We start from the raw sequence: 26,033 nt of genomic DNA on the forward strand, positions 1-26,033 counted from the left end.
CGGTTGAACTTTTGCTATGTTAGCATAGATCCCTTTAAAAAGTTTATTTGACTACTTACTTCTACAAATGCATGACTCGATATGATCATCCACCATTCCACTTGCTTGCATAAATGCATAACAGATTGTCGACCCAACGAATTTGAAACCACGTTTTTTCAGGTCTTTACTCATTTGATCACTGATAGCCGTTGTTGCTGGAACTTCATCAATAGTTTGCCAATGATTAATTATTGGTTTCCCTCCGACAAAATTCCATATGTAAGTAGCAAACGAACCAAATTCCTCTTTTATAGCTAAAAAAGCTTGAGCATTCGTAATAGTAGAACGGATTTTCAATTTATTTCGAATAATTCCGGGATCTTGGAGGAGTTGTTCAACTTTTCGCTCGGAATAATGGGCGATTTTCGTTGGATCAAATTGATCAAAAACTTCTTGATAACGCGCTCGCTTCTTCAACACCGTATACCAGCTAAGACCAGCTTGAGCACCTTCTAGGGTGAGTAACTCAAATAACTTATTCTCGTCATATTCGGGTACACCCCATTCATAATCATGATAGTTCATATATAAAGGATCATCATTTACCCAATCACAACGTTTCATTGTAACGCCCCCCTCCCACTATAAATCTAATTCATGCTCTTCTTGCAATTTGCGATATACTTCTTTTAATTTCGGTTTTTTACCAATAATAGTTCGAACGCGATGTGCTAGGTGTAATAAGTCCTCGTTTTGTTCTTCTATTGGTCTATTTTTTTCAGATTGATATGTATCGTATAGCGTATGGTCTAGTAATTGAAGAATGGAGCGCTGTGTTTTTACCGCTTGCAATAACAGTTTTTCTTTCGTTTCGCTTTGCTTATCTTCAGTCATTTCTTCATCCCCTTTGCTTATTTTTGAATCACATAGCTTGTTATTTTGCTTATTTTATCATCTTCGTTCTCAGCTAATTGATAAATATCACAAAATCCATACGTTTTTAATTCATTTAATTTCGTAGTCACTTCAATAATCCCATTAACTACTGCTTTTGCACTGTCTATAATAATGTGTTCAATTGTTAATTTATATTCCATCGTTTGATCCATTCCAGCCAGTACTTCAGCAAGAACATCTTTTCCATAAATCGTATCATTACCGATCATTTCCCATGACACATCAGTTGTGACACTTTCTAAAATATATGTGATGTTTCCGGACATTAACGCTTCGTTAAATTCTCGAAAAAAGGTATGTTTATTCATTCAAATCCTCCTGCATCTATTTGCATTTAGTATAGCATATTACTTTTCAAAATAATTATATTTAAGGTTGTTCAACCCATTCAAAAAACAGCCAAAGTAATTGTTCATTTGGCTGCTAATCGTTTCTATTATCTGTCTACTCAGAACAAATTAAAGAAATAAATCGCTATCCCACATGTCCCAAGGATACGTATTTGGTGAAGGGCAAGTCTGTACTATCTCCTCACCTTTCACTGGATGATCAAATGCTAATTGATGTGACCATAAAGCAATTTGTTGCCCAACTTTATTTACCTTTGCACCATATTTTTGATCACCATATAAGGGATAGCCCCTTGATGCAAATTGCACTCTAATTTGATGGGGTCTTCCTGTTTGCAGGTTAATTTTCACCAGGCTTAACCCCTTTGCTGTTGCTAAAACGTGATAATCTAATATAGCTTTTTTTGCTTTTCCTTCTGTTTTTTTTGCAACACGGACTTGATTATTTTTATGATCTTTTATTAAATAATCTTGCCATTTGCCAGCTTGTTGTTTGATCTCGCCTCGAACAACAGCAAGATATTGTTTCGAGACTTCATGTTTTCTAATTTTATCTGCCATACGAGATGCAGCTTTTGACGTTTTTGCAAAAACCATTGCTCCGCCTACTGGGCGATCCAAGCGATGCAATAATCCCAAATATACATTTCCCGGCTTGTTATATCGGATTTTAAGATCTTGTTTTAATATATTTAACAGATCTTCATCCTTTGAACGATCCTCTTGCACTGGAATATTAACTGGCTTTTCTATAATAAGTAGATGATTATCCTCGTATAGAATTGGAATCTTCATAATCTGTTTACTCCTTTTTCTTTCATGCTTCATATAAGAATATCACAAAAGATATATACAACAAAGGTGCGTTATAATTAATTAATAGATTTTGTACTTCTCAAAAAAATAACACCACACGAATTATGACTGGGAGAATTGATTTATTTGATAAAAACTGATCGTATTTTGATAGACTTGTGTATAAACTTCCTGTAATGGTAATCGTTTTATAATTGAAATTTGCTCAACAGCGTCATGTATCATTTTGGGATGTGTCATTTTCCCTTTAAAAGGCCCTTCAAAAGACCATGGGCCATCGGTCTCTACCATCATTTGTTCTAATGGATATTTTTTTATTATCATTTGTATTTGTTCTTCATATAAACAATCAGGTGTTACTGATATCATATAACCATTGTCGGCTATACGCTGTGTTATTTTTTCATCTCCTTTATACCAATGAAAATGTGCTTGCGATAGATTATGCTTTTCAAGTAAATCACATGCAGTCTGCGCATCTTCAAAAATAGTATGGAGGAAAATTGGTTTACTATATTGTATTGCTAAATCCATAAAATAAGATAGCACTTCTACATATGGCTGATAGGATAAACTTGGATTTTTCTGACGCATATAGTAAGGTAATCCTACTTCACCAATTGCTACAATATTAGATGCTTTATCCTTTAATATTGTCTCTAAACGATTCATTTCCTCACTACTTGGTAAATCCTGCTCCGGATGATAACCTAAAGTAGGATAAATACGTTTATCTTGTTGCTGCAAATACAATAACTTGTGTGCTGAATCCGCATTATAACAAGCACTAATCAACCCCTCTATATGATTAGCTTCTAAATCGTGTATAATCTGATTCTGCTGCTCTTCGTTATACCAATCAAAATGGATATGTGCATCAATGATTTGATCGTTCATTTAAAAACTCCCTTGTAATACTTGATAAATCATCCTCTTCCATTTTAAAAACTCATCAGTTAGAAATAAATTCTGATCACGTGGCCTATCAAATGGTAATGTATATTCTTCTACTATGGTCGCTGGTTTTTTTGACAAAACAAGGATTCGATCAGACAAATATAATGCCTCTTCAATATTATGAGTAACAAATAGGATTGATTTTTTGTTTTCTTCCCAAATGCTTAATAACCATTGTTGCATTTCTAACCTAGTAAATTCATCTAGCGCTGAAAAAGGTTCATCCAGACAGATAAAATCTTGTGGACTAAGTAGTGCTCTAACAAAAGCAACACGTTGCCGCATCCCACCTGATAGTTGATACGGATAAGCATGTTCATACCCTTCTAAACCAGCCTTTTTAAGCATATTTCGTGCTTTACTATAATCTACTTGACCAGAAATTTCAGAACCAAGTACAACATTTTTAAGAATTGTTCGCCATGGTAACAAGGAAGGAGATTGTGGCGTATAACTAATCGCACCTCGTTTGCCAGTAATCTCTTCTTGATCAAGCAAGAATGTACCATCATCCGGTTGAAGCATACCACCAATTAAGTGAAAAAGTGTACTTTTGCCACTTCCAGAAGGTCCTAATATAGATACAAATTCACCATCTTTTACTGTAAAAGAGAGATGATCTAGTATCTTTTTATCATTAAATGATTTTGAAATATTTTTTGCTACTAATTCACTCATTGGTGTGCCTCCTCCCTTTTAGCAATACCTTTTCAAGTAACATGATTACTGTGAAAAATAGTAAACATAATATCATAATAAATCCAATCGCTACAAATACACGATCTGTTCGAAACGATGATTGGGCTAACGTCATATACACACCAATTCCTTTATTAGCGCCTAGCCATTCAGATATAACAGCCCCCATTACACTATATGTGGCAGATATTTTTAGCCCTGAAAAAATTGCTGATAACGCATGTGGAAACTCTAATTTAACAAAAAGCTGTCCTTTCGTCGCACCTGCCATTCGCATATAGTGGACAAGTTCAGGTGATGTTTGACGAAATCCGTCCAATGTTGCCACTACAATCGGAAAAAAACAAACGAGTGTAATAATGATAATTTTTGGTAATACACCAAAACCAAACCAAATAACAAGTAATGGCGCCAAAACAATAATCGGGATATTCTGCGAAAGAATTAATAATGGATAAATTGCTTGTCTAACTAACGGTAATAAATGCAAAATAATTGCTACAATTAAGCCAACACTAACACCAATTACTAGGCCACCGATAGACAAATAGGTGGTTGATACAAGGTGATGTGTATAGCTATCCCAACCTTTGATTGCCTCATTAAAGATATCTGTTGGTGCAGGCAAAAGCCATTTGGGAATAGAAAAGAATAGACTACTCCATTGCCAAATAAGCAAAATTACGATAATAACGATTACTGGACTATATCCCCTTAGTATTTTTTTCATAAATGAAAGGCGATTCTGCATCAAAAAGAAACAAAATCGCCATTCCTCCAATCTTAACGATACTTTTCTGTCAACCTATCCATGGATGCACCATCCGGTTTGTAGAATACTTTCACCTGTGAAATCACACTTAAGCTCCCTAGTTCAATCATCTTTTGATTCATTTGTTCGATAACAGAGAATAATTCCGTTAATTCTCCTTCCATTGTTGTTTCTAATGGGTGAACGTTATATTTAACTCCAGATGCTTCAATCACACCAATTGCTGCATCTACAAGCGGAATCGTATCTCCACCGTTTTTTAGTTTTGGAATAATTTGTATACTAACTAATGCATTTGCCATCCTACTCGTTCCCTTCCACAATCGTTATTTACTTTCAGGTAAAAATTCATTAGTAAATGCTTCTTCTGCATCTAATTCTTCATCTAACAATCCATTTTCATACATCCAGCTTGCATAATTCTCCCAAACTTCTATATCTTGTATCCCCCATTTTCTTGCATCTGCTTGATACTTAGGAGAAAGCCACTCTTGACTTGCCTTTACTAGTTCTGCATCTAAATCAGGGACAGCTTCTATTAATAGATCAGCTGCCTTTTCAGGATTATCTATTGCAAATTGATATCCTTTGGAGACAGCACGAATAAATTTCTCAACCATTTTTGAATGATCTTGTATCATTGTTTCATTGGTGGTGATTACTGGCGTGTAGTAGTCAAGTTTATCTGAATAATCAGTTAAATACTGCATATTTAATTCCATTCCACGTAGTTCAGCCTCTACACCAGTCCATCCATAATAAATCCAAGCGAAATCAATATCTCGCTTTACGGCAGTAAAGAAGTCAGTATTCCCCATATTAACAATATTCACATCTTCAACACTGCCACCCTCTTGTTTCATTAATGAATCAATCACTGCCGATTCAACTGGTGCTCCCCAACCACCATAGGTCTTTCCTGCAAAATCAGCTGGTGAAGTTATATTTTTGTCCACTGGTGAAGCGAAACCAGATGTATTATGTTGAATAATCGCAGCAATTGAAACGATTGGGATATCTTGTGTTCTTGCTTCTGTTATTTGTTCTTGTGCACTAATACCAAATGCCGCTTTTCCTGATGCAACTACTTGATCTGCACCTGATTCACCAGGTAATGTAATTTCTACATCTAACCCTTCTTCTTCAAAATAGCCTTTTGACTCTGCTACATACAAACCCGTGTGATTTGTATTCGGAGTCCAATCAAGCACCATTGTTACTTTTTCTAACGACTCACCTGTTTCTACTCCCTCATTTTCCTCGCTTGCACAACCTGCAACGAAAAATAAAACAACTAAAACTAACAAACCTAACTTCTTTAACACGAACAATTCCCCCTTTTAAATTATAGAGGAACATATGATGCAACACGAAAATAAAAAAGCACGCTAAGCGAGAGCTAGCGTGCATATCTTTATCATATCACTAATGATTTACGTGTTCAGATATGTTCCCTACGCTGGTCTCAGCCAGATCAGGTTCCAAGGGTCAGTATCTATTGGATACAATCTCAACCGGCAACACCGGTCCCCCCACATGAAACAACCTATTTAATTTCTACACTATCCACTTTGCCATAGGACTAATATAAATGCAAGTTTTATTTGTTCTTTTAAAACTGATCTAACTATTTACTATATTCCTTGGATAACAGTGATACAGATTACCCGCCTTCCTTGTTTACTTCTATAAATCTTGATAAACTAAAATAGTTTTCTAGAAAGAAGGAATAAAAGGAGTTTTATGATGCATCTTAAGAATTACATACAAACTATTTTTGTGCTTTGTTTTTTCATTTTATTAATTGGTTGTGAATTACAATCTTCACCAAATACAACTACAGATCCCTCAAGTACCACCATTGAATCTACAGAAAAGGTTGATGCAAAAGTAAAACGCGTTGTGGACGGTTTATCTCTATGAATACGCACAGATTAATATTGTACATAATTAAATAACATTATAATTTGATATAGAGCTATATAGCTCTTTTTTTATGCAAAATATCTTGTACATATTTATTCGCATTGATAATATAGAGTAAGGATGTATCTGATATTATGTCAAGAAAATGGACACAGCGAATAGGGAGAAAGTTGTTTTTCCCTACCGCGCTTCGCTTGCTGGCCTCTCTGGTAGGAGAAGGGATGTTTCCCTTCTCCTACCAGAGAGGATAATATCTTCTACACAGCTGTATTGATTAAGCGCTTATAATATTTCTTTTCATATACAATTGGTGACATGTATTCATTTGTTGAATGAATGCGCTTGTAATTATAAAAGCTGACAATATACTTGAAAATACTTCTTTTTGCTTGATTTCTAGTTTTATAGTTTTCATGAAAAATCAATTCTCTTTTAATGATACCGTGAAAGGATTCAATGCAAGCATTATCATAGCAATTTCCCTTTCTGCTCATACTTGTAGTTATTCCATTTTTGCGTAGTAGCTTTTGGTAATCATTAGAGGCATATTGGCTACCTCGATCAGAATGATGTATCAACCCCTTTGTAGGTGATTGTGTAACCATTGCTCGCTTTAAAGCTGTTATGACAAATTCTTTTGTCATTCGTTCACCCATAGCCCAGCCAATAAGGCGGCGTGAATAAAGATCCATCATAGAGGCTAAATATAACCATCCTTCGCCTGTCCAAATATAAGTAATGTCACCTACCCAAACCTGTCCGGGTCGGTCAACTTTAAACTGTTGCTTTAATAAGTTTGGGTAAATAGGCAAATGATGCTTGGAGTTCGTTGTTGCTTTATATTTTTTAACTGTTTTAGATCGAATTTGGTTCTCATAATCCGTGTCACAGTCTTTTGGGATACATTAATGCCTTGAGAGTTCAATGTCTTAGTAATTTTAGGACTTCCATAGATCTTCCTTGATTCTAAATGAATACGCTTAATGCGTGCTGTAAGACGCTCTCGTCTCTTTTTCTGATTACTTTTTGTTCGGTTAAGCCAAGCGTAATAGCCACTTTTGGAAACACCTAATACTTCGCACATCTTCGCTACACGAAAGTCGTGTCGGTGCTTGTAGATGAAGTCATAGATTACTTCTGGTCTTTTGCGAAGATGCCCATAGCCTTTTTTAAGATAGCATTTTCCTCTTCTAGATCACGGATTCGTTTTTGTAGGTCATTTTCCATCTTTTTTTCACGTTGTACATTGCCACTACCAACGAAAGCATCATCCTTACCTTGATTATGTTTCTTCACCCAATTATGAAGAGTTTGTTCAGCTAAATCTAATTCCCGTGCAACTTCCGCAATTCTCTTGCCGTCCTCCTTCACCATATGGACTGCTTGTAATTTAAAATCTTTATCATATGTTTTTCTCATTCTATGGACACTCCTGTAAAATTGTTAATTTCATTATACTTGAAATTCTCCCAATTTACCGTGTCCAATTTTTAGACTAACATCAAAATGCTAAAAAACCTTACCCATATCGATATAGATAAAATATCTGAAAAAGTTGAAGAAAACATTAACGCAAAAATGAATAAAGCAGAAGATGTAGATTTCTTACCTACAAAGGGGTACCTCATAGTAGAAGATGCCGCAGAAATTCTTGGAATTAAAAAGGATACACTAAGGACATTTTTAAGAAACGGTAAACTTCCTTCAGCTATTAAAATAAAAAATAAATGGTATATCCCTAAAGAAGAATTACAATCTTATCAAGAAAGGATAAATAATTGGTACAAAAATAGACCAAAAGTAATGAAGAATATTCCTTCTCTGAAAGGTTATTTAACAATGATAGAAGTTTCTGCGCAAATAAATTTAAGTAGATCAAAAACCTCAGTACTTTTAAATAACGAAGCGTTTCCAAATGCGATAAAAATAAAGAATAAGTGGTTTATTCCTGAAGAAGATATTTTGTTTTACCTTGAAAATAAAAAAGACGGAAAACAGGTCCCATCCCCATTTACTAAAGAAAATCAGCTATTAAAAGGACATTTAACAACAAAGGAAATTTCTGAACGCATTCATTTAGGTCCATCAAGAATTCTAGTACTTATACACAATGGTTCATTTCCGAATGCTGTAAAATTTAACGGGAGATGGTTTATTCCCGAAGAGGATCTCCAACTCTACAGTAAACAAAGAAATAATTTACTTATGAACAAAAACAAGCAATCTAATATCCAATCCCTGAAAGGTTATTTAACCACAAATGAAGTAGCGAAGGAACTAAATATTTCTAATGGTGGTGTAACCGCTCTAATAAAAAACGGAAAATTAAGAGATGCTATAAAGCACAAGAAAATATGGATGATTCCTGAATCAAGTTTAACCGAGAGAAAAAAACAAATAGAAAATAAACGAATTAGTATAACAAAACCCGATATGATCAATGAACTAAATCATTTGATTAATAATGTTCAAAATGAAGAACATCTTAAAGAAACAATAAGGTTGTACTCTGATTTTACAATAACTAGATTAAATGCAACAAATGGCAGGATAAATAATGTACGAAGAGTTTTTAATCATCTAAGAAAAATCTTTTATGATATTATCATCAAAAGGTTTTATACAAGAATTAAATAAACCAATTTTAAGGGACTTTGGTTACACTGATAGTGATGAAATTTATTTTCCTAATATTGAAAGTATTTTCGAAGCATATGGGAATGATAAACAGCGAATTATCAACGAATTGCATCATTTTGAATTGTTATTTCAAGAATTATACGAAGAAAGAAATACTCTAAAGGAAAAGTTGAATAAATTGGAGGAATTTAAGGGGAGATTAGAAGAATATACAAAGGGTATTGCTAGTTTACAACAAGAGGTAAAACACTATAAAACTTTATATGAGCAGAAAATTGTATCTAGTGTAGAACCACATCTGAGAGATGAACTAGGCATAAAAGACAACTTACTTGATTTTAATTCCAATATTGAAAAGAACGTTTCATTAAATAACCTTCAACAGCATTTCCCGAAACTTCAGGATGATGATGACAATATTGAAAATACTAGAAATGAAAACATGAAAGAATTAAAGAATCAATTTAAAAACTTATTTTAAAAAATGAGGTTTTGAGAATTTTGAAAAGATTCTATTTTACTTGATGGTTAAACGTCAAATAACCCATTATCCCAAACTCAGGATAATGGGTTATTTAACGATTACTAAAAAACAAAGATATCCCATATCAACATATTTCAATTGCACATCCAGAAATACAAGATCAAGAGAAATCCGATGAAGCCAAAAAATACTATCTTAAATGTAGCCTCGGATACTGTATTATCATAAGGGTTGCCTTTATCACTTAGAGAACGTTCAATATTATTATTGGCGCTTAACAGTTCATCAATTGCGACATTCTTAAATTCAGAACCCCGATCTGCGTGAAATATTTTAACTGTTTCCAATGACTGGTTAACCGATTGATTATTGCGGATGAATTAAGCCACTTATGCGGTGTTTTGAGCCAGTCATTGCGGATAAATGAGCCACCAATTGCGGTACAGAGAGCCACTAATAGAAATGCTCATTTATAGAATAGAGCCACAGCCACAGCGTAGCTGCTTGCCATTGACTGTAACGCCCGATTCTTAGCAGACGGTGGAAGGTGTTGGGGCCCCACCAGCGAATGCTTAGAATCGATTTGCCCTTACTTCATCAAGATTGACATTGTCATGTAGCGACGATTTTGTAACCCATTAAAGTATAGGTGTACTGATAACTTGAAAGAATCTGCGTTATCGTATTCGGAAATGTGATAATTGCTTCAAAATTAGTGGCTCCAGCTGAACAGCGGTTCACGCCTTCCATATAAGCTTGATCACCATGTCGGTTAAGCGTACTATCTTGTAGTTTTTTCATTCAACTCTTAACTGACTCACAAGCCCAGTAATCTTTATCTCGATCCATTTTGTTGAGAGGCTGGTTGGTCCTTAGGCACACCATTTGGATGAACTTTTCTTGGTTCAGTACAATTATTAAATTTCGTATTTGTACCTTGTATTTTGTTTCAACAGTGCATTATTTCAATTTTTTTAAAAAAGGATCCTAGTTATACAAAGAAGTATTTGCCAATTCTACTCTGCAAAATTTGAGTTAATCTTTTAATAATTTTACTAAGTTATTATTTTTAATTCCTTTTACTCCCCAAATGATAGAAATTGATACAATAATTATAACAAGTAGAGATAAAGAAACAACATTTTTAAATGTTAGTAAATTCAAAAATAGATGACCATACTTACTAGTATTTAAAAATATAAAGTCAATTAAAAAGGCTAATAAATAAGCAATTAAGAAATAAATAGTAAAAATCAAACCATTTTCCAAAGATATTATTTTAATTATATCCCTTTTGGAAAATCCTTGACAAAATAAAATAGCGAATTCTTTAGTGCGGTCGAAAATATAACCTTTATTAAGGAAGATTACAACTAAACCAATAATTACAGCTATTATGATAGAACCTACAACTAAATTCCGAATTAGCGAGTGGTATACATATGATAAATCTCCATTCTTTAAATCATATTGTGAAATGAATTGATATTTAGGGAAAACATTCTTTAATTCATTATAGACACTATCAAAGTTTTCTTCATGGTCAACCACAACTATCATTTGGTCAAAACCTGTTCCCATAGCTTGTTTATAATGTTGTAAATCTTTAATAATATTTTCGGAATATTCTTCTGTTGCTCTATTTATTTTATAAGCTTGTACATGAAATTGATAAGCCTCTTCGTTCAATTTATCTTGGATATCATTTTGAGGAAAGTAACCCACATAGATTGGATAAGATGGAGATAAATTAAATCTATATCCCGTATCATAAATACCGACAATTTTATATTCCTCATTAACCAAGTTATTTTTAGGAGAAGTAACATCTAATTCAATTGTACTATTAATTAAATTTGTATTATTTTCTGATTCAGATATCATAAAAGCATATAAATCTGGAATTAATATTTCTTTTGAGCCATCCTTAGGAAACTCTCCTGAAATTATATTTATATTATTAAAGTTATAATTATGAATGACTGAAGAAGGAACGTTTTGTGCTGTTAATGTAAAGGTTATTGATTCTCCATTTCGAATTTGAACAAGATCTTTTCTTAAAAATGCAGGTATATTTTCATAGTCTAATCTATATTCAAACCGATTTCCTTCATGATCATAAAAAGATTGTATACCTTCCACTGTAAGTTCAATTTTATCGATATGTTGAATGTTTTCGACCTTTTTAATATCTTCATTTGAGAACCCAATTCGCTCCCCATCATGACTCGCTAGAATATTATTCTTTTTCAAATCTTCTGATACTTCTGAGGTTAATTTCTGAGTGCTAAAGACAATGGATTTATTATCAACGCCTGAAAAAAAATTAGTAAATGAATCCAATGATGCCGCTTGAAAAGCAGTAAAACTTAAAATAAAAAGCATTAGAATAATTACAATTGGTACCCCTAATAAAAAAATTCTTTTCATTTTACGAAATACACTTAAAAATGTATAGAGAAGGACATGTTTTTTTTGTTTAGTTTTTTCTGTTTGAAGTGATTTTTGTTTTGTTTCAACATATTCATGTTCGTTTTTTGAATAAGTCTGAGTAATTTTCCCATTTTCTAATTTAAAAACTATATCTGCATACTCAAGAATTGAATCATCGTGTGTAATGACAAAGAATGATATTCCTTTATTTTTTAATTTACTGATATAAACCATTATTTTATTGGTTGTCATTCCATCTAAATTTCCTGTAGGTTCATCTAGTAAGATAATCTTTGGAGAACCTAAGACAGCACGACCTATTGCTACTCTTTGTTTTTGCCCCCCACTAATATTTTTTACAACTTCATCTTTTAACTCAAGTAAGTCCATACTTTCTAGAACAGAATAAATATCTTCCCTTTTATAATCCCCTGATAGATAAAGATTTTCATAGACAGTTAATTGTTCGAATAATTTAAAATCTTGAAAAACCATTTTTATTTCATTGGTTCTTAGATGATCCCAATCTTGATTTTTGTATGCTTTGCTATCTTTTCCAAATAATTTATAATTACCTTGATAGTCATTATCTAAACCGAATAATATATTAAATAAGGTGGTTTTGCCACTACCACTTTCACCAGTTAAGACATAAAGACTAGAAGGATTAGTTAATTGTAGGTTAATATCATTTAAAACAACTTTATCATCAAAAAATTTTGTTAAATTTCTTAAATCTAACATAGTATCCTCTTTTCTTGATCAACAAAAATCCATATTCTAATTTTATAGAAATATGGATTTTTGTTAATAATATTCTTAATGGTTGAAGTACGGTGTGAACCATACTTGAGGTGATGCTGCAATACGACCTTGCTTATCCTTTAAAGGTGCAGACCAATGAGTAGTCTCGTATGATTGATGACCACCAATTTGTTTAAAACTACTACTCAAAATTTCACTTCCGGCACCCCACACTTGAAATTGATAGTAATATGGCTCTTCCATCGCGTTTGTTGCACCAATTCCTGAAGCCCCATTCACATCATAACCCCAACTAGATCTCCATGTACCTTGAGCAGCTGATGCAAAAATAGGTGAAAGTAAAATTAAAGTAGCTCCTAAAACAATAAAAATATATTTCCCTTTTTTCATAAAATAACCTCCTCTCACAATTATTATATATATTAATCTTACAAAAAACAACAATATTTGGTATAATTATTCCATGAGTTAGATTATTTCAACTATATCATTAAAATCACTAGATGGAGGATCATTTTGATGAAAAGATTGTCTTTTAAAAAAATTATAATTTTTTTCTTAATAAGTGCTATTGTATATTTAAGCTTATCTATTTTCTGGGGTATATACCAAGCTCAAAATATTAGTGTAGTTCCTATTAAAGATATAAACAGCGTTAGTATATCTGCAGACAAAGTTTTATCAACCGAAACTGAAATTACTGGAGAAGTTAAAGTAGACCATTTTGAAGCAGTATCCCACATAAATAAAGAAAAAGTTGATGAAGTATTGTATATCATCATTCATAAGCAACCTTCTTTTTCTAGTAAAAGTACATTTTCAATTAATTTGGATGATGTAAATGATGTAGATTCTATTAATAATATCTTCATCATATCAGGTAATATATACACAGGAGAAGGAGCAGAGCAAGGTTATTCTCTTGGAGACTTAAAAAAAATTACTGATCAGGAAGTCATATGGGAACAACTTGTAAAGTAATTGTTTTTTTGAAAACCCCCTCTCTCTGCGAAAGTTAAGTTATTCAATGAAATAAGACTACAAATTCGATAAAGGTCAGGCAGAACGACTAAAGCGTTAATAGCTCAGCTGTCTCAATATCCATAGGCATGTGGTAAATTAAGTACAGAATTTTATAGTAAACATCTTTAAAGAACTATGACGGTAATTGCTCAATCAGAAATGGAAACTACTAATATGGAACAAAAACTCTATAGATATGTACAACACCGAAAGTCATAAATACAAATTATGTACAAGAAAAGAAATGTGTACACTATTGATATTTCTTTTTTCATTATTGACACCAATGTTTAGGATAAAAAAATCAATGTGTACATTATATTTTATAGCGATAAGGAGGTTCATGCTATGGATATTGGGCACATTATCTGGTTATTACTTATTGGATTTATTATGTTTACCTTGGATAAAAAACAAGACAATTTTCCGGTACCTACTGTATTGTTGCTTACTGGTATCGCGTTATCATTCATCCCCTATTTTTCTACAATTGAGATTACAAGTGACTTAATTTATAACATATTTTTACCACCACTTTTATTCATTTCAGCCTACCAATTCCCACCTAAATCATTTAAACAAAATGCTGGAATTATATTATTTTTAGCAACAATAGGATTACTTATGACAGTAGCGATATTAGGTGGTACTTTATTTGTTTTAGGAAATTTGTTTACATCTTTTTCTTTACTAAGCTGTTTTATTATTGCATCGATTTTAACTCCTACTGATCCAGTGTCCGTCGTTTCTATCTTAAAAAATTCTAGCAGTGATAAGCGTATTGCTTCTGTAGTAGAAGGCGAATCTATGTTAAATGATGGAACAAGCATTGTGGTCTTTACAGTTTTAGCTAATATGTTTGTTCATCAATCAACCTTCTCTGTGTTAAATTTTACTGAAGATTTCTTATATGTTTCGATTGGAGGTGCAATACTAGGAATTCTCTTTGGATGGCTAATGAGTAAAGGGGTTTATTATACACATCATACAGATTATCAAGTAATGCTTAGTATTGTTTTAGCGTATGGTATTTTTCATTTGGCTGAATTCTTCCACGTTTCTGGTGTATTAGCCACTGTTTCTGCCGGAATTATGTTAAGTTTTGAGTATGGTAAAACAATTAAAGAGTCACACTTTAAAGATGCATTAAATGGTTTTTGGGGAATTATAGAGTTAGCAATTGTCTCATTAATTTTTCTATTAATTGGCATTGAGGCTACAAACTACTTGATTTTTGATCATTGGCTCTTTGCTATCTTAACATTCTTAGCATCTATTGGGATAAGATTTATCATAATCTTTAGCACAACACGTTTATTTCCTAATTGGCGGCATACTGATTGGCGCACATCTTTTATTGTTTCTTGGGCTGGTTTGAAAGGTACAATGTCTATTTTTCTTATACTTACTTTATATAGTAAACAATCGAGTAACACTGAAATAGATTCGATTGTTTCTATCTCCTTTGCAGTTGTTTTGCTTTCTTTGATTGTTCAAAGCTTTGGAATCTATCCATTATCCAACAAACTTTCGTCAGCCACATCAAAATAAAAAATTCAGGCTTTATTTTTTCCGTAGTACGTCAGTTAGAACGTTGTCACAGCTAAATTATTTCCTAAAAAGACGAATTTTAATTCCCTTGATACCAGAATTAAAATTCGTCTTTAACTAAGTAATGTCCCATCCTGATACTTTACCAGGTTGTTTGGCTTTATACAGTGCCAAATCTTTTCTTCACACTGAAGAATTTTTACATTCATAAATAATTCTTTAAGTAATTTATTGTTTCTCTACGTTTTACTCTACGAATTCAGATTGAACATAATAATATAATAGTCTTTCTGTCTCGACTAATGCATCTTCATGTGTGCGTTCATATGCATGAGATGAATCAATTCCTGGTCCAATTAAACCATGGACAACATCATATCCTGCTTTCATAGCAGCAGAAGCATCGGACCCATAATACGGATAAATGTCCAATTTATATCCAATGTGATTCGTTTTACACAAGTCCACCAGATGCTTTCTCAGACCATAATGATAAGGGCCGCTTGAATCCTTTGCGCAAATTGAAACCGTATATTCATCCGTCCGTTGCCCTTCTCCCATTGCACCCATATCCACTGCTAAATACTCCACTGTTTCTGGTGTAATATTCGAATTACCTCCATACCCTATTTCCTCATTATTCGAGATAAGAAAATGCGTCGTATACGGTAAAATAATATTTTCTTGTTGGATTCTCTTAAGTAATTGAATTAACATGGCAACACTTGCTTTATCATCCAAATGTCTTGATTTAATAAATCCATTATCCGTTAATTGTACACGAGGATCGAAAGAGACAAAATCACCAACTTCGATCCCAATAGCCCGCACATCCGCTTCATTCTCCACTTTAGCGTCAAGACGAACTTCCATATTTGCTTGATTCCGTTCTGCTGATCCAGCATCTTTATATACATGAACAGAAGTTTGCTGCATTAAAATTGTACCAGTAACGATTTTACCGTTTACCGTCTCAATTTCACAATACTCCCCTTCCATCGCGTTATAACAAAATCCACCAATTAAAGCTAATTTTAATCTACCGTTCGATTTAATTTCTTTCACCATTGCACCTAAGGTGTCTACATGAGCTGTTAACATTCGGTGTTGTGATTCATCTTGTCCAGGTATAGTGGCAATCAATCCGCCCTTCCTGTTTTTTACAGTCTCTACTCCTATTTCAGCTAACAATTTTGCCACAAATTGAATGACATATTTCGTGTTACCAGTTGGACTTGGTATAGACACTAAATCCTTAATTAATTGTTTTGTTTCCATTACATTTGGATACTTTGTCAATGCTAACTCTCCTCTTTATGCTATTTATACTTACCAAAAAATGAATATTATCTATATTTTAGCGTTATTCATATTGGAGGGCAACCGTCTAAATGAGTTACATTTGTGTATAAATCTATATTGATCTGTTATAGATGCCTCTGTTGCAATTAGAAAATGCTTGCTACGATTAATATGAATAAAATCTAGTATCTTTTAGGAGGATGGTACATGGAAATGAAAATGCATCTTGCTAATTATAAAGTCGTTAAGCAAATGAAAAAAATTAATGAAATACCAAAAGGAGTAAAGATGATTCAAGCACCCCAAGTTTGGAAACAAACAAAAGGAGAGGGTGTGACAATTGCTATTTTAGATACTGGATGTGATACACGACATGTCGAGCTTTCCAATCGAATTATTGGCGGAAGGAATTTTACTACAGATGATCATGGGAATCCGAATAAATTTGAGGATTATAACGGACATGGTACACATGTTGCTGGCACAATTGCTGCAAGCTTAAATAACATAGGTGTCGTTGGTGTAGCACCGAAAGTAAATTTATTAATTGTTAAGGTACTAGATAGAGACGGTGCTGGCGAATATGACTGGATTATAAAAGGGTTAAAGTACGCAATAGAGCAACAAGTTGATATCATTTCGATGTCATTAGGTGGATCCTTTGACCTTCCAGCACTACACAGAATAATTAAAAAAGCTGTACTAAAACATGATATACCTATTATTTGTGCAGCTGGAAATGAAGGGGATGGGAGTGTAGAGACAAATGAACTTTCCTATCCAGCTTATTATAATGAAGTAATTAGTGTAGGTGCCATTGACTTTGAACATCAATCCTCACGTTTTACTAATTCAAACAACAAAGTAGACCTGGTTGCACCTGGTGAAGATATCACATCGACTTATTTAGATGGTGGATATGCGACACTTAGTGGTACATCTATGGCTGCTCCCCACGTAACTGGTGCTCTAGCATTAATAAAAAACCTAACGACGAAGCAGTTTGAACGTGAACTTACAGAAATTGAATTGTATGCACAACTAGTTAGGCGAACACTTCCACTAGGGTTTAACACTAGTTTCGAAGGAAACGGACTTATATATCTGACTTTATTAGATAACCTCTCATCATCCTTCAGGAACCTTACAATAAGTACGTATCAAGTATGATCTAAGTCTCCAAATGACTATCACTTCAACCTATTCTGCACATTGTCTAGATATCTGCTATACTTGTAACAAAAAAGGAGCCCTAACTGATGCAACAACTCCAATTCGAACATGCCTGGAACCGCACGATTAGCGATAAAGATAGACAATTAATTAACAATACATTTCTTCAGACACTTAAGGAAAATATGTCACAAATACAGCTTATATTAGTACGAAAAGCTACTAATCATAAAGGGGAATATTTACTAACTGCATTGATTCATAATTTTTCGGACACCGCTTTTTCGTTTTCAAACACACCCGTTTTTTACGTAGAAAAAAATAAACTTATTGCTAAACAACTTTTTTCTTTACCAAAACTTTCAATTAAAGCAAAAACTAGTATACCTTGGACATTTATTTTCCATCAAGAAAGCTTCTATAAAACGCCTGCTTGGGAAGATGCTGAAATGACGATTTATTTCGAATAATAGCAACAACCCCATAGCCAGTTTGGTTTTGGGATGTTGCTATTTATTAACTTTTTAACCAAATGATAGCATGTGAAGACTGCCAAAAAATCAGTCTTCATCTTTAACATCCATGTCTTCAGGAATAGGTTCATTTAAATAGTCTTGTATTTGTTGCTTGTAACGTTCGACCTGTTTAAAATGTTCCTGAAATTGATCTTGATTAATTAAATAATTGTCACCATCATGTATGAAACGAATTCGTTTTTGAAAAATTAACTGCCTAACCTCTTTTTCTGTAATATCTAAATAATCAGCTGTTTCATTTATTGTTAAATACATGCACATCATCCCTTCGTAAGTTCAAAAAATGTGTTTGGAACTTCAACTTTAAATTCCAACGTTGTATTTGTTATTGGATGCCGAAATACAAGAACATTTGCGTGTAAAGCTAATCTTCCAATTGGATTAGTTGTTGCACCATATTTTTTGTCCCCGACAATCGGTGTCTTCATCTGTTCCATCTGCACACGAATCTGGTTTTTTCTACCTGTATCTAATTCTAACTCTAACAATGTGTATTTTTTATTTGCATCTAACTTTTTCATATGTGTTATTGCTTTTTGACCACCATTATCTTTTGCTGAAGCATACATTTTATGCGTCTTCGTTTCTTTCAACCAGGAAACAAGTTTTTGCTGTTGATTAGATATATGACCCTCAACTACTGCAACATACGTTCTTTTTTTAACTACTTGCTTCCAATGATCCTGTAAGCTTCTTTTAACCTTTTCTGTTCTAGCAAATACCATTACACCAGACGTATCTCGATCTAGACGATGGACGATAAAAATTCGATTTTTCGGATGCTGCATTCTTACATGCTCTGTTAATTGATGATATGCTGTTCTTTGTTTCTCCTTAGAGGAAGCGATTGTCAATAAACCTGCATCTTTGTTGATTACAATAACTTCATCATCTTCATACAATATTTCAATTCCTTTATTTTTATGATTAGGAACAGCATGTTTTAAAATTGTTATCGTCTCTCCTGGAACAAGCTTGCAATTGAATTGGGTTTCTACTCTCTCTCCTACAAGCACTTGACCTCTTGCTAGCATAGATTTTGTTCGATTTCTACCTTGATCCAGTCTTTGTAATAAAAAAGGTAATAGCTCATTCTCTTCTTTGACTTGAAAAATATATTGATCCTTACTTCGTTTCTTTGTCATGTTTTATTGACACTCCGATCTATTACATTAACTTTATTATGCTATGTAAAAAGCGCCATTACAAGAGTAAAGGCGCTTATCTCCAAATTAGTTTAATTGCATTCTTACTTTATTTCTTCTATCAATAAAATAATAAATGAGAACTAAAATGAAGAAGAAACAAATTGTAACATACCAAGGAAACGCAGTGATTGCTTCACCAAATGCAGTATAAATAACTGCTGGCGCTATTAATCCTAAAATAGAATAATACATATATCCTTTTAGATTATTTGTCATTTCCATTAAATAAAAAGATAGTAAATGAAAATGGACAAAAGGCATAATCCTTAATACCATCACCTGTGAAACAGAAATCATTCGATCCTGAAATATTTTCTTTTTTAATCTAGCTATAGACTGACGTAGCTTTGGGAATTTATACACTACTTTATATGTTAAAAGACTCATTAAAGATAAACCAATTAAAGAAAGTATCGCTCCTTCTACAAAACCAAATACAACCCCACCAGCAATACAAACAACGATTACGGGAATAAATAGAATTGGTCGAATAATGTGTAGCACTACAAATAATAATGGCGCATACCATCCAGCATAATCAATAAATGCCTCGATTGATTGGTTGACTTGTTCCATGCTTATATCCCTCCTCTGTTATTTGCTTAGACAATATATGCAATAGCATACTCGTTGTACATGATACATGTTTATATTAGACAGCCCTTTACACATTCTAGGTCTTTCTAATCCACTATAAACTATTCTTTTGTTATCTAAAAGCTTCCTAAAAAAACATTTTATCGAAATTTCACATGAAATCAAATTAACACACAATATTTTAATATATTAATACTTCATGATAAACAGAAATTCAAAAAAAAGATATATTATAAGCTTGCTATGAAACGCGTTTCATCATTTAGAATTCAAAAAGAAGCTTACATATTATTGGCGTTATATCGAATGATCGATAGCGTTACATAAATATGTAAGTGATTACTGATACCATCCGACAAAAAAAGCCGGGCAAGGAACCCGGCTTTTTTACAATGTCTCGTACTGGGATTGAACCAGTGACCCCTTGCCTGTCAAGCAAGTGCTCTCCCGCTGAGCTAACGAGACACGCAATTATTTTAGTAGCACTATTATCATAATCATGTATTGAGTGCTTGTCAATAGTGTCTGTTAACAATTTGTCATCTATCTGTTATAAGCGTAGCTAAACTTGTATTATTAACCAAATTTTTCATTAAGAATATATTACCATTCTTATGTTATCCATTGACTGTTCTACCTTTCTAGTAACCTTCCATTTTTTTGATAATGAAAAGGTATGTTACAACTGATAGCCTTTTAACTAGAGTCATAGACAACAAGGAGGGCTATCATGAAAAATATTAAAAACATTTTACTAACGATAGGATTATCTTTAACTATTCTTCTAGCACCATCTATTGCAAATGCTGCAACGTACACAGTTAAAAGCGGTGATTCTCTATGGAAAATATCAAATCATTATGGTGTTTCCGTTTCTGCATTACAACAAACAAATCATTTAAAAGGAATCACAATCTATCCCGGTCAACTGTTAACATTACCAACACGTATTTCTAATCAAGAAATGGATTTACTGGCTCGACTGGTTCATGCAGAAGCAAAAGGTGAACCTTATGCTGGAAAAGTTGCTGTCGCAACCGTTGTATTGAATCGAGTAGATCATTCTGATTTCCCAAATACAATAAAAGAAGTCATTTATCAACGTTCAGCAGGTGGGTATTATGCATTTACACCTGTGAAAAATGATGCCATTTATCAACCTGCTGACAGTGATGCTAAACGAGCTGTACAAGAAGCACTTGCATTTCGAGGACAAGGACAAGGATCTATTTACTTTTATAATCCAAAAACAGCAAAAAGTGACTGGATATTATCAAGAACAGTAACCATCACGATCGGGAATCATCGCTTTGCAAAATAATGTATTTAGTCCATCAAAAGATTATGAACCTATGAAAAGATAGTAGTTCATAAATCTTCTGATGGGCTTTTTTCTATTTAAACAATATACGTCATGCTATAATAAATAAAAAACAACGTGCTGGGAGGTATTTTAATTGGAAATAATTGAAGTACATAATCAGAAACAATTAAACGATGCTCTTAAAGTAAGAACAAGCGTATTCGTTGATGAACAAAAAGTACCTGAAGATATAGAAAAAGATCAATTCGATGCTCAAGCAGTACATTTTGTTGGTTATATCAGTAACCAAGCCGTTGCTGCAGGTCGTTGTCGAATAAATACAACACATGCAAAACTAGAGCGAATCTGTGTCATCGAAGCATTTCGAGGCCAATCATTAGGTAAAGAACTAATTCTTCACATGGAGCAATCTCTAATAAAGAAAGGTGTTAAAAAAGTAGCATTAGGTTCTCAAACCCACGCTACATCTTTCTACCTCAAGCTTGGTTATCAAACCGTATCAAGTGTGTTTATCGATGCAAATATGCCACACGTGATGATGGAAAAAGCGTTATTTTCCTAAAAGCAAGCGCATAAACGAATTCTCTCTTGTTCATACTAATAGGTAGCAACATCGACAGGGGGGGGCTTAATATGCAACTCGTACCATCTATTTTTATTGAGTCATTATTTGGTTTTTTTGGATTATTCATTCTTACAAAAGCACTTGGAAAAACACAGATTCGTCAACTTACTGCATTTGATTTTATCTCTGCTTTAATTTTAGGAGAACTAGTGGGTAATGCCTTATATGATGATAAAGTCGGAATTATTAGTATTGGTTTTGCGATTTTATTATGGGGTGTACTATTGTACTTTACGGAAATAGCAACTCAAAAAATTAAAAAAAGTCGGTCACTATTAGAAGGTCGACCTTCCATTGTTATCCACAAAGGAAAACTTCAACGAGAGGTTATGGCGAAAAGTAAACTTGATACAAATCAGTTACTTCATCTATTACGATCGAAAGATGTTTTTTCTATTCGAGATGTAGATTATGCTATCTTAGAAACAGATGGTACTGTTTCCGTATTAAAAAAGACATACGCTCAAGAGCCTACTCGTTTAGATCTTAATTTACCAGCTGAGTCAGTTAAACTATCCATGATGTTAATTAATGATGGTGAAATTATTGAAGATAATCTGAAGGAGATTAATCAGGATCAAGAATGGCTTGAAAATGAATTAAAAAAACAAGAGATTTCTTCTTATCAAGAGGTCTTTTATGCAGAATATAAAGAAGGAGAGAACTTATTAGTACAAAAGATGTAAGTTCTCTCCTTCTTTATATAACTTTATTAAAATATTTTCCAGTACCAGTTAGTTGCGTATACATTTTTTCTGTCGCTTCTGACCTTTCCAAAGAGGACAATATAGTATGCAGATTATTTTGTTGATTCCTACTTAGCTCAGCTATATCTGCCTTTTGGCTGTCCATCTCTTTTTGATATGCCATATCTAATTGAACCGGATATAATTGTTCAATTACATATGGATCACGCTTAGGTAATATATCTCGCATATGATAATTGAAATTTTGATAATGATTTATTGGAAGTACATAACCCATAAGTCATTCCTCCCTTTATTACTTATATACCCAACCTGCAGAACAATTATGCCTAAATTTATTTAAAATATCGCTCCCATGAAGTAATTTCTTTTTCGAAGGAATGCATTAATTTCTCTGTTTCTTTTATCGTTGGCATAACTTTTTTTTCTGGATAGCGAAAATACTTTTCATTTCTTTCCAAATGCTTTGCTATAACTGCTACATTATTTAAAAAACGCGATATATTCATTTGTTACCTCCCCCTCAAAATCACTAATATAAGCAAAGGGTCGACACATCTATTCTATTTTCAAATTTGTACTCTCTTATAAAAAAAGAGATAGCCCAAAATTGGTACTATCTCTAATATATTATAGCCAAGAAAACGGGCGTCGATCTGGCTTTTCTTGCTGTTCATCATCTTCTTCCATTTCTTCTACTTCTAACTTTTCTTCTTGTTCGACAGATTCAACCTGTTCATCTGTTGGTCTTCTCACTCCAAAAAATGCATCAAATGGTCGTGGCCGTTCTGTACGCTGGGTTGGTTCAAAATGTACATTATCTGCTTTAATAATTAAGTCCTTTACATGTATCACTTTTTTTGATTCAGACATAACATTTTTCACTCCTTTTCCTTTAAAAACTTAGTCGCTACTAGTCTATGTGACAAGACTTAGTATGTTTGTGATATTCGCCCGTTTATTTAAAATAATGCATTTTATCTCTATAGAAGATGAATGCCTACACAAACCTTACAACAATACATAAGCTATAAGTGACGAATCAGTCATTAAATTTATCGAAAGGAGTTTATCAATATGACATGTGGAGGTAAATACGATTCTGGAAATTGTGTATCAGACATTCTTCGTGAAATTGCAGATGCACAGTCTGATTTACTCAATGATTGTGTTACAAGTTGTGAGCAATCCATTGCAGATTTATTAGGTGACACAAGTCCTTCCAATAATCTCGATACGGTACCTGTTATTTTATACTGTAAAGGCACTTGTAAACCTTTCAAAGGTTATGGCGTACCAGCAGATGATTTAGGTGACGCATTTGCTAGCTTCTATTTCCGTGTAAAGAGTGTAGATAAGGATAACTGCGCTGTATTAGAATTACTTCGTGAAGAAGATGATCATGGAAAAGATCATAAAGATCATAATCAAAAAGATCCTCGTTCACCAGTGCAACAAAACACTAGTGACTTAGAAGTAACAGGTGTATGTATTACTGTTGATTTAGATTGCTTCTGTCATATTACTTGTCTTCCAGCAATTAGCGCATTTTAAATGATTTAAGGTCTGGTGTTATAAACACCAGACCTTTTCTTTTCATTTCGTTCATTTTAAAATCCTAATAGTCGTATAGATTTAATATCGTCTAGCGAGACTTGATGGTATCTTGGCCGTCTAAATGTCTCTATATATACAGTTTCTTCACTACGCTTTCTGATAATACCCTTTAGGCGTTCGTCTTTTGTTATAATTTCACATTTTAATTTTGGCATAAACCCTGGAGATGCAGCTAAATAGTCAACTTGTTCAATAAGTGACATCTCAGTAAAAGGAACCTTTTCTTCAGATCGATTTGTTTCGATTCCTACATTATCATCACTTATCTCTTCTTCTACCTGAATATCATTTCCTTCGTTTTGATCCTTTGATTCATTATCCTCTTCATTAAATGCATCAACTGTTTCATTTTTTTCATCCTCAAAAAACGTATCAAATTCGTCTTCTTCTATAGATGTGTTATTCTTTTTTGCTCCTTTTTTTGACTTTGGACGTTTAATAGGTCTTTCAATATTAGTTGTAGATCGTTTCGTTTGTTTGGGCGTGTGGTAATCTTCTTGCATGTTAGGAGTTGGCGCTTCTAAATCAGGTTGATCAATATATAACATTGGTCGTCTTTTAGAATTTCTCTTTTTTCTGGACACAGTTAGTTTCCTCCTCAAAAACATTCTCCACGTTAATATATGAACGAAAGGATTAAGGTGTGCCCATTAATTAATCAAGACTCAGTACTCGTATAAATAAAAAAGCTTAGCAGAATAAATCATGCTAAGCTTAGTTTGTTTCCTATGACAATCCTAAAATATTATATCCAGAATCAACATGAATAATCTCACCTGTTACTCCTCGTGACAGGTCACTAAGAAGATAATAAGCTGTATCTCCCACCTCTTCTTGTGTTACAGTACGGCGTAATGGTGCTTTCTCTTCGATATCTTTCAAAATAGTATTAAAGTCACCTACACCTTTAGCAGATAATGTGCGGATAGGTCCAGCAGAGATTGCATTAACACGTACACCATGTTGACCAAGATCATTTGCTAAATACTTCATACTCGCATCAAGACTTGCTTTCGCAACACCCATGACATTGTAATTTTGCACCACTCGCTCGCCACCAAGATAAGTCAATGTAACAATACCGCCACCTTCTGTCATTAATGGTTGTGCTGCACGTGCAACAGCAACTAATGAGTAGGCACTGATATTGTGTGCAAGTAAATAGCCATCACGACTTGTATCAACAAACTCACCTTTTAGATCATCTTTTTGTGCAAATGCAATACAGTGCGCTAATCCATGTATTGTTCCAACGTCTTCTTTTATTTGATCAAATGTTTGTTGCACTGCTTCATCACTAGTTACATCACACTCATAGAATAATGCATCTTGTCCTTCAAGTGTAGCAACTAAATCTTCTACTGGTTTTTTAAAGCGGTCATTTGCATAAGTGAAAATTAAACGAGCACCTGCTTGATGCAACGAGCGCGCTATTCCCCATGCAATACTTCTCTTATTTGCCACACCCATAATTACATATGTACGGCCTTCTAACGAAAAATTCATTTATTATCCTCCTAATAGCATTATAGGTTGTTATTAGTATCTGATCTTATTTTAGCTTAATTTAACTAGAAACTCAATTATTA

The 26,033-nt window shown here is 33.4% G+C and carries 31 protein-coding genes, 1 tRNA gene, 3 pseudogenes and 1 riboswitch; of the genes and pseudogenes, 11 read left to right on the plus strand and 24 right to left on the minus strand.

Translation table 11 applies throughout. From position 1 onward, the window contains the following. Window positions 1–51: 51 nt before the first annotated feature. From BN1058_RS10985 to BN1058_RS11025, 9 genes are all read right to left on the minus strand, one after another. Window positions 52–606, minus strand: coding sequence for a DNA-3-methyladenine glycosylase I (locus tag BN1058_RS10985; protein WP_090857354.1), 555 nt, complete (start codon window positions 604–606; stop codon window positions 52–54). A gap of 18 nt (window positions 607–624) precedes the next feature. Further along, the gene (locus BN1058_RS10990) at window positions 625–876 is read right to left on the minus strand and encodes a hypothetical protein (protein ID WP_090857358.1); all 252 of its coding nucleotides are present in this window, start codon (window positions 874–876) and stop codon (window positions 625–627) included. A 17-nt stretch (window positions 877–893) separates the two neighbouring features. Then, a complete protein-coding gene (locus BN1058_RS10995) occupies window positions 894–1,247 on the minus strand; it encodes a nuclear transport factor 2 family protein (protein ID WP_090857361.1) in 354 nt (117 codons plus the stop codon). A gap of 150 nt (window positions 1,248–1,397) precedes the next feature. Then, complete coding sequence (locus BN1058_RS11000) at window positions 1,398–2,084, minus strand: RluA family pseudouridine synthase (RefSeq protein ID WP_090857363.1); 687 nt, start codon at window positions 2,082–2,084, stop codon at window positions 1,398–1,400. Between the two features lie 123 nt (window positions 2,085–2,207). Next, window positions 2,208–3,002 carry a TatD family hydrolase gene (locus tag BN1058_RS11005; protein ID WP_090857366.1) on the minus strand — a complete coding sequence of 265 codons (795 nt, stop codon included), beginning with the start codon at window positions 3,000–3,002 and terminating at the stop codon, window positions 2,208–2,210. Next, window positions 3,003–3,740, minus strand: coding sequence for an ABC transporter ATP-binding protein (locus BN1058_RS11010; RefSeq protein ID WP_090857370.1), 738 nt, complete (start codon window positions 3,738–3,740; stop codon window positions 3,003–3,005). It lies immediately after the preceding gene. Further along, entirely contained in the window at window positions 3,733–4,491 is a 759-nt protein-coding gene (locus BN1058_RS11015; protein ID WP_090858268.1) for an ABC transporter permease, read from the minus strand. Before BN1058_RS11015 ends, BN1058_RS11010 begins: the two co-directional genes overlap by 8 nt. 53 nt (window positions 4,492–4,544) lie before the next feature. Next, entirely contained in the window at window positions 4,545–4,835 is a 291-nt protein-coding gene (locus tag BN1058_RS11020) for a thiamine-binding protein (RefSeq protein ID WP_090857373.1), read from the minus strand. Window positions 4,836–4,859: 24 nt separating this feature from the next. After that, complete coding sequence (locus BN1058_RS11025) at window positions 4,860–5,858, minus strand: ABC transporter substrate-binding protein (protein WP_255307062.1); 999 nt, start codon at window positions 5,856–5,858, stop codon at window positions 4,860–4,862. Between the two features lie 109 nt (window positions 5,859–5,967). Beyond that, window positions 5,968–6,077, minus strand: a riboswitch (TPP riboswitch). Window positions 6,078–6,279: 202 nt separating this feature from the next. Between BN1058_RS11025 and BN1058_RS14355 the strand changes: the two genes are divergently transcribed. Beyond that, window positions 6,280–6,456: a hypothetical protein gene (locus BN1058_RS14355; RefSeq protein ID WP_176694501.1), complete on the plus strand. Its 177-nt coding sequence runs from the start codon at window positions 6,280–6,282 to the stop codon at window positions 6,454–6,456. A gap of 260 nt (window positions 6,457–6,716) precedes the next feature. Here the strand turns inward: BN1058_RS14355 and BN1058_RS11030 are convergent. Beyond that, window positions 6,717–7,878 (minus strand): annotated as a pseudogene (locus BN1058_RS11030) (IS3 family transposase). Between the two features lie 87 nt (window positions 7,879–7,965). Between BN1058_RS11030 and BN1058_RS11035 the strand changes: the two are divergent. Together BN1058_RS11035 and BN1058_RS11040 are read left to right on the plus strand one after the other, a co-directional pair. Then, window positions 7,966–9,096, plus strand: coding sequence for a helix-turn-helix domain-containing protein (locus BN1058_RS11035; protein WP_090857376.1), 1,131 nt, complete (start codon window positions 7,966–7,968; stop codon window positions 9,094–9,096). Then, window positions 9,056–9,580, plus strand: coding sequence for a hypothetical protein (locus BN1058_RS11040; protein WP_090857379.1), 525 nt, complete (start codon window positions 9,056–9,058; stop codon window positions 9,578–9,580). The genes BN1058_RS11035 and BN1058_RS11040 overlap by 41 nt, the downstream gene beginning before the upstream one ends. 191 nt (window positions 9,581–9,771) lie before the next feature. Here BN1058_RS11040 and BN1058_RS14525 read toward each other — a convergent pair. The 4 genes and pseudogenes from BN1058_RS14525 to BN1058_RS11055 all read right to left on the minus strand — a co-directional run. Next, a pseudogene (locus BN1058_RS14525) lies at window positions 9,772–9,945 on the minus strand (IS3 family transposase); the annotation flags it as partial. 228 nt (window positions 9,946–10,173) lie between these two features. Next, window positions 10,174–10,372, minus strand: a pseudogene (locus BN1058_RS14530) (hypothetical protein); the annotation flags it as partial. A 246-nt stretch (window positions 10,373–10,618) separates the two neighbouring features. Continuing rightward, on the minus strand, window positions 10,619–12,760 hold the full coding sequence (locus BN1058_RS11050; protein ID WP_090857382.1) for an ABC transporter ATP-binding protein/permease: 2,142 nt from the start codon (window positions 12,758–12,760) through the stop codon (window positions 10,619–10,621). Between the two features lie 75 nt (window positions 12,761–12,835). Beyond that, entirely contained in the window at window positions 12,836–13,171 is a 336-nt protein-coding gene (locus BN1058_RS11055) for a hypothetical protein (RefSeq protein WP_090857384.1), read from the minus strand. A 126-nt stretch (window positions 13,172–13,297) separates the two neighbouring features. Between BN1058_RS11055 and BN1058_RS11060 the strand changes: the two genes are divergently transcribed. Together BN1058_RS11060 and BN1058_RS11065 are read left to right on the plus strand one after the other, a co-directional pair. Further along, window positions 13,298–13,762, plus strand: coding sequence for a hypothetical protein (locus BN1058_RS11060; protein WP_141652143.1), 465 nt, complete (start codon window positions 13,298–13,300; stop codon window positions 13,760–13,762). Window positions 13,763–14,152: 390 nt separating this feature from the next. Next, entirely contained in the window at window positions 14,153–15,355 is a 1,203-nt protein-coding gene (locus BN1058_RS11065; RefSeq protein ID WP_090857389.1) for a cation:proton antiporter, read from the plus strand. Window positions 15,356–15,601: 246 nt separating this feature from the next. On the opposite strand, the gene BN1058_RS11070 is transcribed toward BN1058_RS11065, so the two are convergent. Continuing rightward, entirely contained in the window at window positions 15,602–16,654 is a 1,053-nt protein-coding gene (locus tag BN1058_RS11070) for a M42 family metallopeptidase (protein ID WP_255307063.1), read from the minus strand. A gap of 210 nt (window positions 16,655–16,864) precedes the next feature. Between BN1058_RS11070 and BN1058_RS11075 the strand changes: the two genes are divergently transcribed. Together BN1058_RS11075 and BN1058_RS11080 are read left to right on the plus strand one after the other, a co-directional pair. Then, window positions 16,865–17,827 (plus strand): S8 family peptidase, encoded by a 963-nt coding sequence (locus BN1058_RS11075; RefSeq protein ID WP_090857392.1) that lies wholly within the window; start codon window positions 16,865–16,867, stop codon window positions 17,825–17,827. Window positions 17,828–17,916: 89 nt separating this feature from the next. Continuing rightward, the gene (locus tag BN1058_RS11080) at window positions 17,917–18,300 is read left to right on the plus strand and encodes an SLAP domain-containing protein (protein WP_090857395.1); all 384 of its coding nucleotides are present in this window, start codon (window positions 17,917–17,919) and stop codon (window positions 18,298–18,300) included. 90 nt (window positions 18,301–18,390) lie between these two features. Here the strand turns inward: BN1058_RS11080 and BN1058_RS11085 are convergent, their stop codons facing one another. From BN1058_RS11085 to BN1058_RS11100, 4 genes are all read right to left on the minus strand, one after another. After that, window positions 18,391–18,621, minus strand: coding sequence for an excisionase family DNA-binding protein (locus BN1058_RS11085; RefSeq protein WP_090857398.1), 231 nt, complete (start codon window positions 18,619–18,621; stop codon window positions 18,391–18,393). A 5-nt stretch (window positions 18,622–18,626) separates the two neighbouring features. Further along, the gene (locus tag BN1058_RS11090) at window positions 18,627–19,511 is read right to left on the minus strand and encodes an RluA family pseudouridine synthase (RefSeq protein ID WP_090857401.1); all 885 of its coding nucleotides are present in this window, start codon (window positions 19,509–19,511) and stop codon (window positions 18,627–18,629) included. A gap of 87 nt (window positions 19,512–19,598) precedes the next feature. Then, on the minus strand, window positions 19,599–20,150 hold the full coding sequence (locus BN1058_RS11095; RefSeq protein ID WP_090857407.1) for a TVP38/TMEM64 family protein: 552 nt from the start codon (window positions 20,148–20,150) through the stop codon (window positions 19,599–19,601). A gap of 414 nt (window positions 20,151–20,564) precedes the next feature. Next, window positions 20,565–20,636, minus strand: a tRNA-Val gene (locus tag BN1058_RS11100). Between the two features lie 265 nt (window positions 20,637–20,901). On the opposite strand from BN1058_RS11100, the gene BN1058_RS11105 reads away from it, so the two are divergent. The 3 genes from BN1058_RS11105 (at window position 20,902) to BN1058_RS11115 (ending at window position 22,806) form a co-directional block, all read left to right on the plus strand. Further along, the gene (locus tag BN1058_RS11105) at window positions 20,902–21,492 is read left to right on the plus strand and encodes a cell wall hydrolase (RefSeq protein ID WP_090857411.1); all 591 of its coding nucleotides are present in this window, start codon (window positions 20,902–20,904) and stop codon (window positions 21,490–21,492) included. A gap of 136 nt (window positions 21,493–21,628) precedes the next feature. Further along, window positions 21,629–22,057, plus strand: coding sequence for a GNAT family N-acetyltransferase (locus tag BN1058_RS11110; RefSeq protein ID WP_090857415.1), 429 nt, complete (start codon window positions 21,629–21,631; stop codon window positions 22,055–22,057). 71 nt (window positions 22,058–22,128) lie between these two features. Then, window positions 22,129–22,806, plus strand: a complete 678-nt coding sequence (locus BN1058_RS11115) for a DUF421 domain-containing protein (RefSeq protein WP_090857418.1) — start codon at window positions 22,129–22,131, stop codon at window positions 22,804–22,806. Between the two features lie 13 nt (window positions 22,807–22,819). On the opposite strand, the gene BN1058_RS11120 is transcribed toward BN1058_RS11115, so the two are convergent. The 3 genes from BN1058_RS11120 to BN1058_RS11125 form a co-directional block, all read right to left on the minus strand. After that, window positions 22,820–23,104 carry a hypothetical protein gene (locus tag BN1058_RS11120; RefSeq protein WP_090857421.1) on the minus strand — a complete coding sequence of 95 codons (285 nt, stop codon included), beginning with the start codon at window positions 23,102–23,104 and terminating at the stop codon, window positions 22,820–22,822. Window positions 23,105–23,162: 58 nt separating this feature from the next. After that, window positions 23,163–23,336 carry a hypothetical protein gene (locus tag BN1058_RS14360; protein ID WP_176694502.1) on the minus strand — a complete coding sequence of 58 codons (174 nt, stop codon included), beginning with the start codon at window positions 23,334–23,336 and terminating at the stop codon, window positions 23,163–23,165. Between the two features lie 121 nt (window positions 23,337–23,457). Then, window positions 23,458–23,700, minus strand: a complete 243-nt coding sequence (locus BN1058_RS11125) for a hypothetical protein (RefSeq protein WP_090857423.1) — start codon at window positions 23,698–23,700, stop codon at window positions 23,458–23,460. A gap of 204 nt (window positions 23,701–23,904) precedes the next feature. Between BN1058_RS11125 and BN1058_RS11130 the strand changes: the two genes are divergently transcribed. Then, the gene (locus BN1058_RS11130; protein ID WP_090857426.1) at window positions 23,905–24,381 is read left to right on the plus strand and encodes a CotY/CotZ family spore coat protein; all 477 of its coding nucleotides are present in this window, start codon (window positions 23,905–23,907) and stop codon (window positions 24,379–24,381) included. A gap of 56 nt (window positions 24,382–24,437) precedes the next feature. Here BN1058_RS11130 and BN1058_RS11135 read toward each other — a convergent pair whose 3' ends face one another. Next, window positions 24,438–25,028, minus strand: a complete 591-nt coding sequence (locus BN1058_RS11135) for a CotO family spore coat protein (protein ID WP_176694503.1) — start codon at window positions 25,026–25,028, stop codon at window positions 24,438–24,440. 142 nt (window positions 25,029–25,170) lie between these two features. After that, a complete protein-coding gene (gene fabI, locus BN1058_RS11140) occupies window positions 25,171–25,950 on the minus strand; it encodes an enoyl-ACP reductase FabI (RefSeq protein ID WP_090857431.1) in 780 nt (259 codons plus the stop codon). Window positions 25,951–26,033: the final 83 nt, after the last annotated feature.

The sequence above is a fragment of the Paraliobacillus sp. PM-2 genome, from assembly GCF_001368815.1.
Taxonomy (GTDB): domain Bacteria; phylum Bacillota; class Bacilli; order Bacillales; family Amphibacillaceae; genus Paraliobacillus.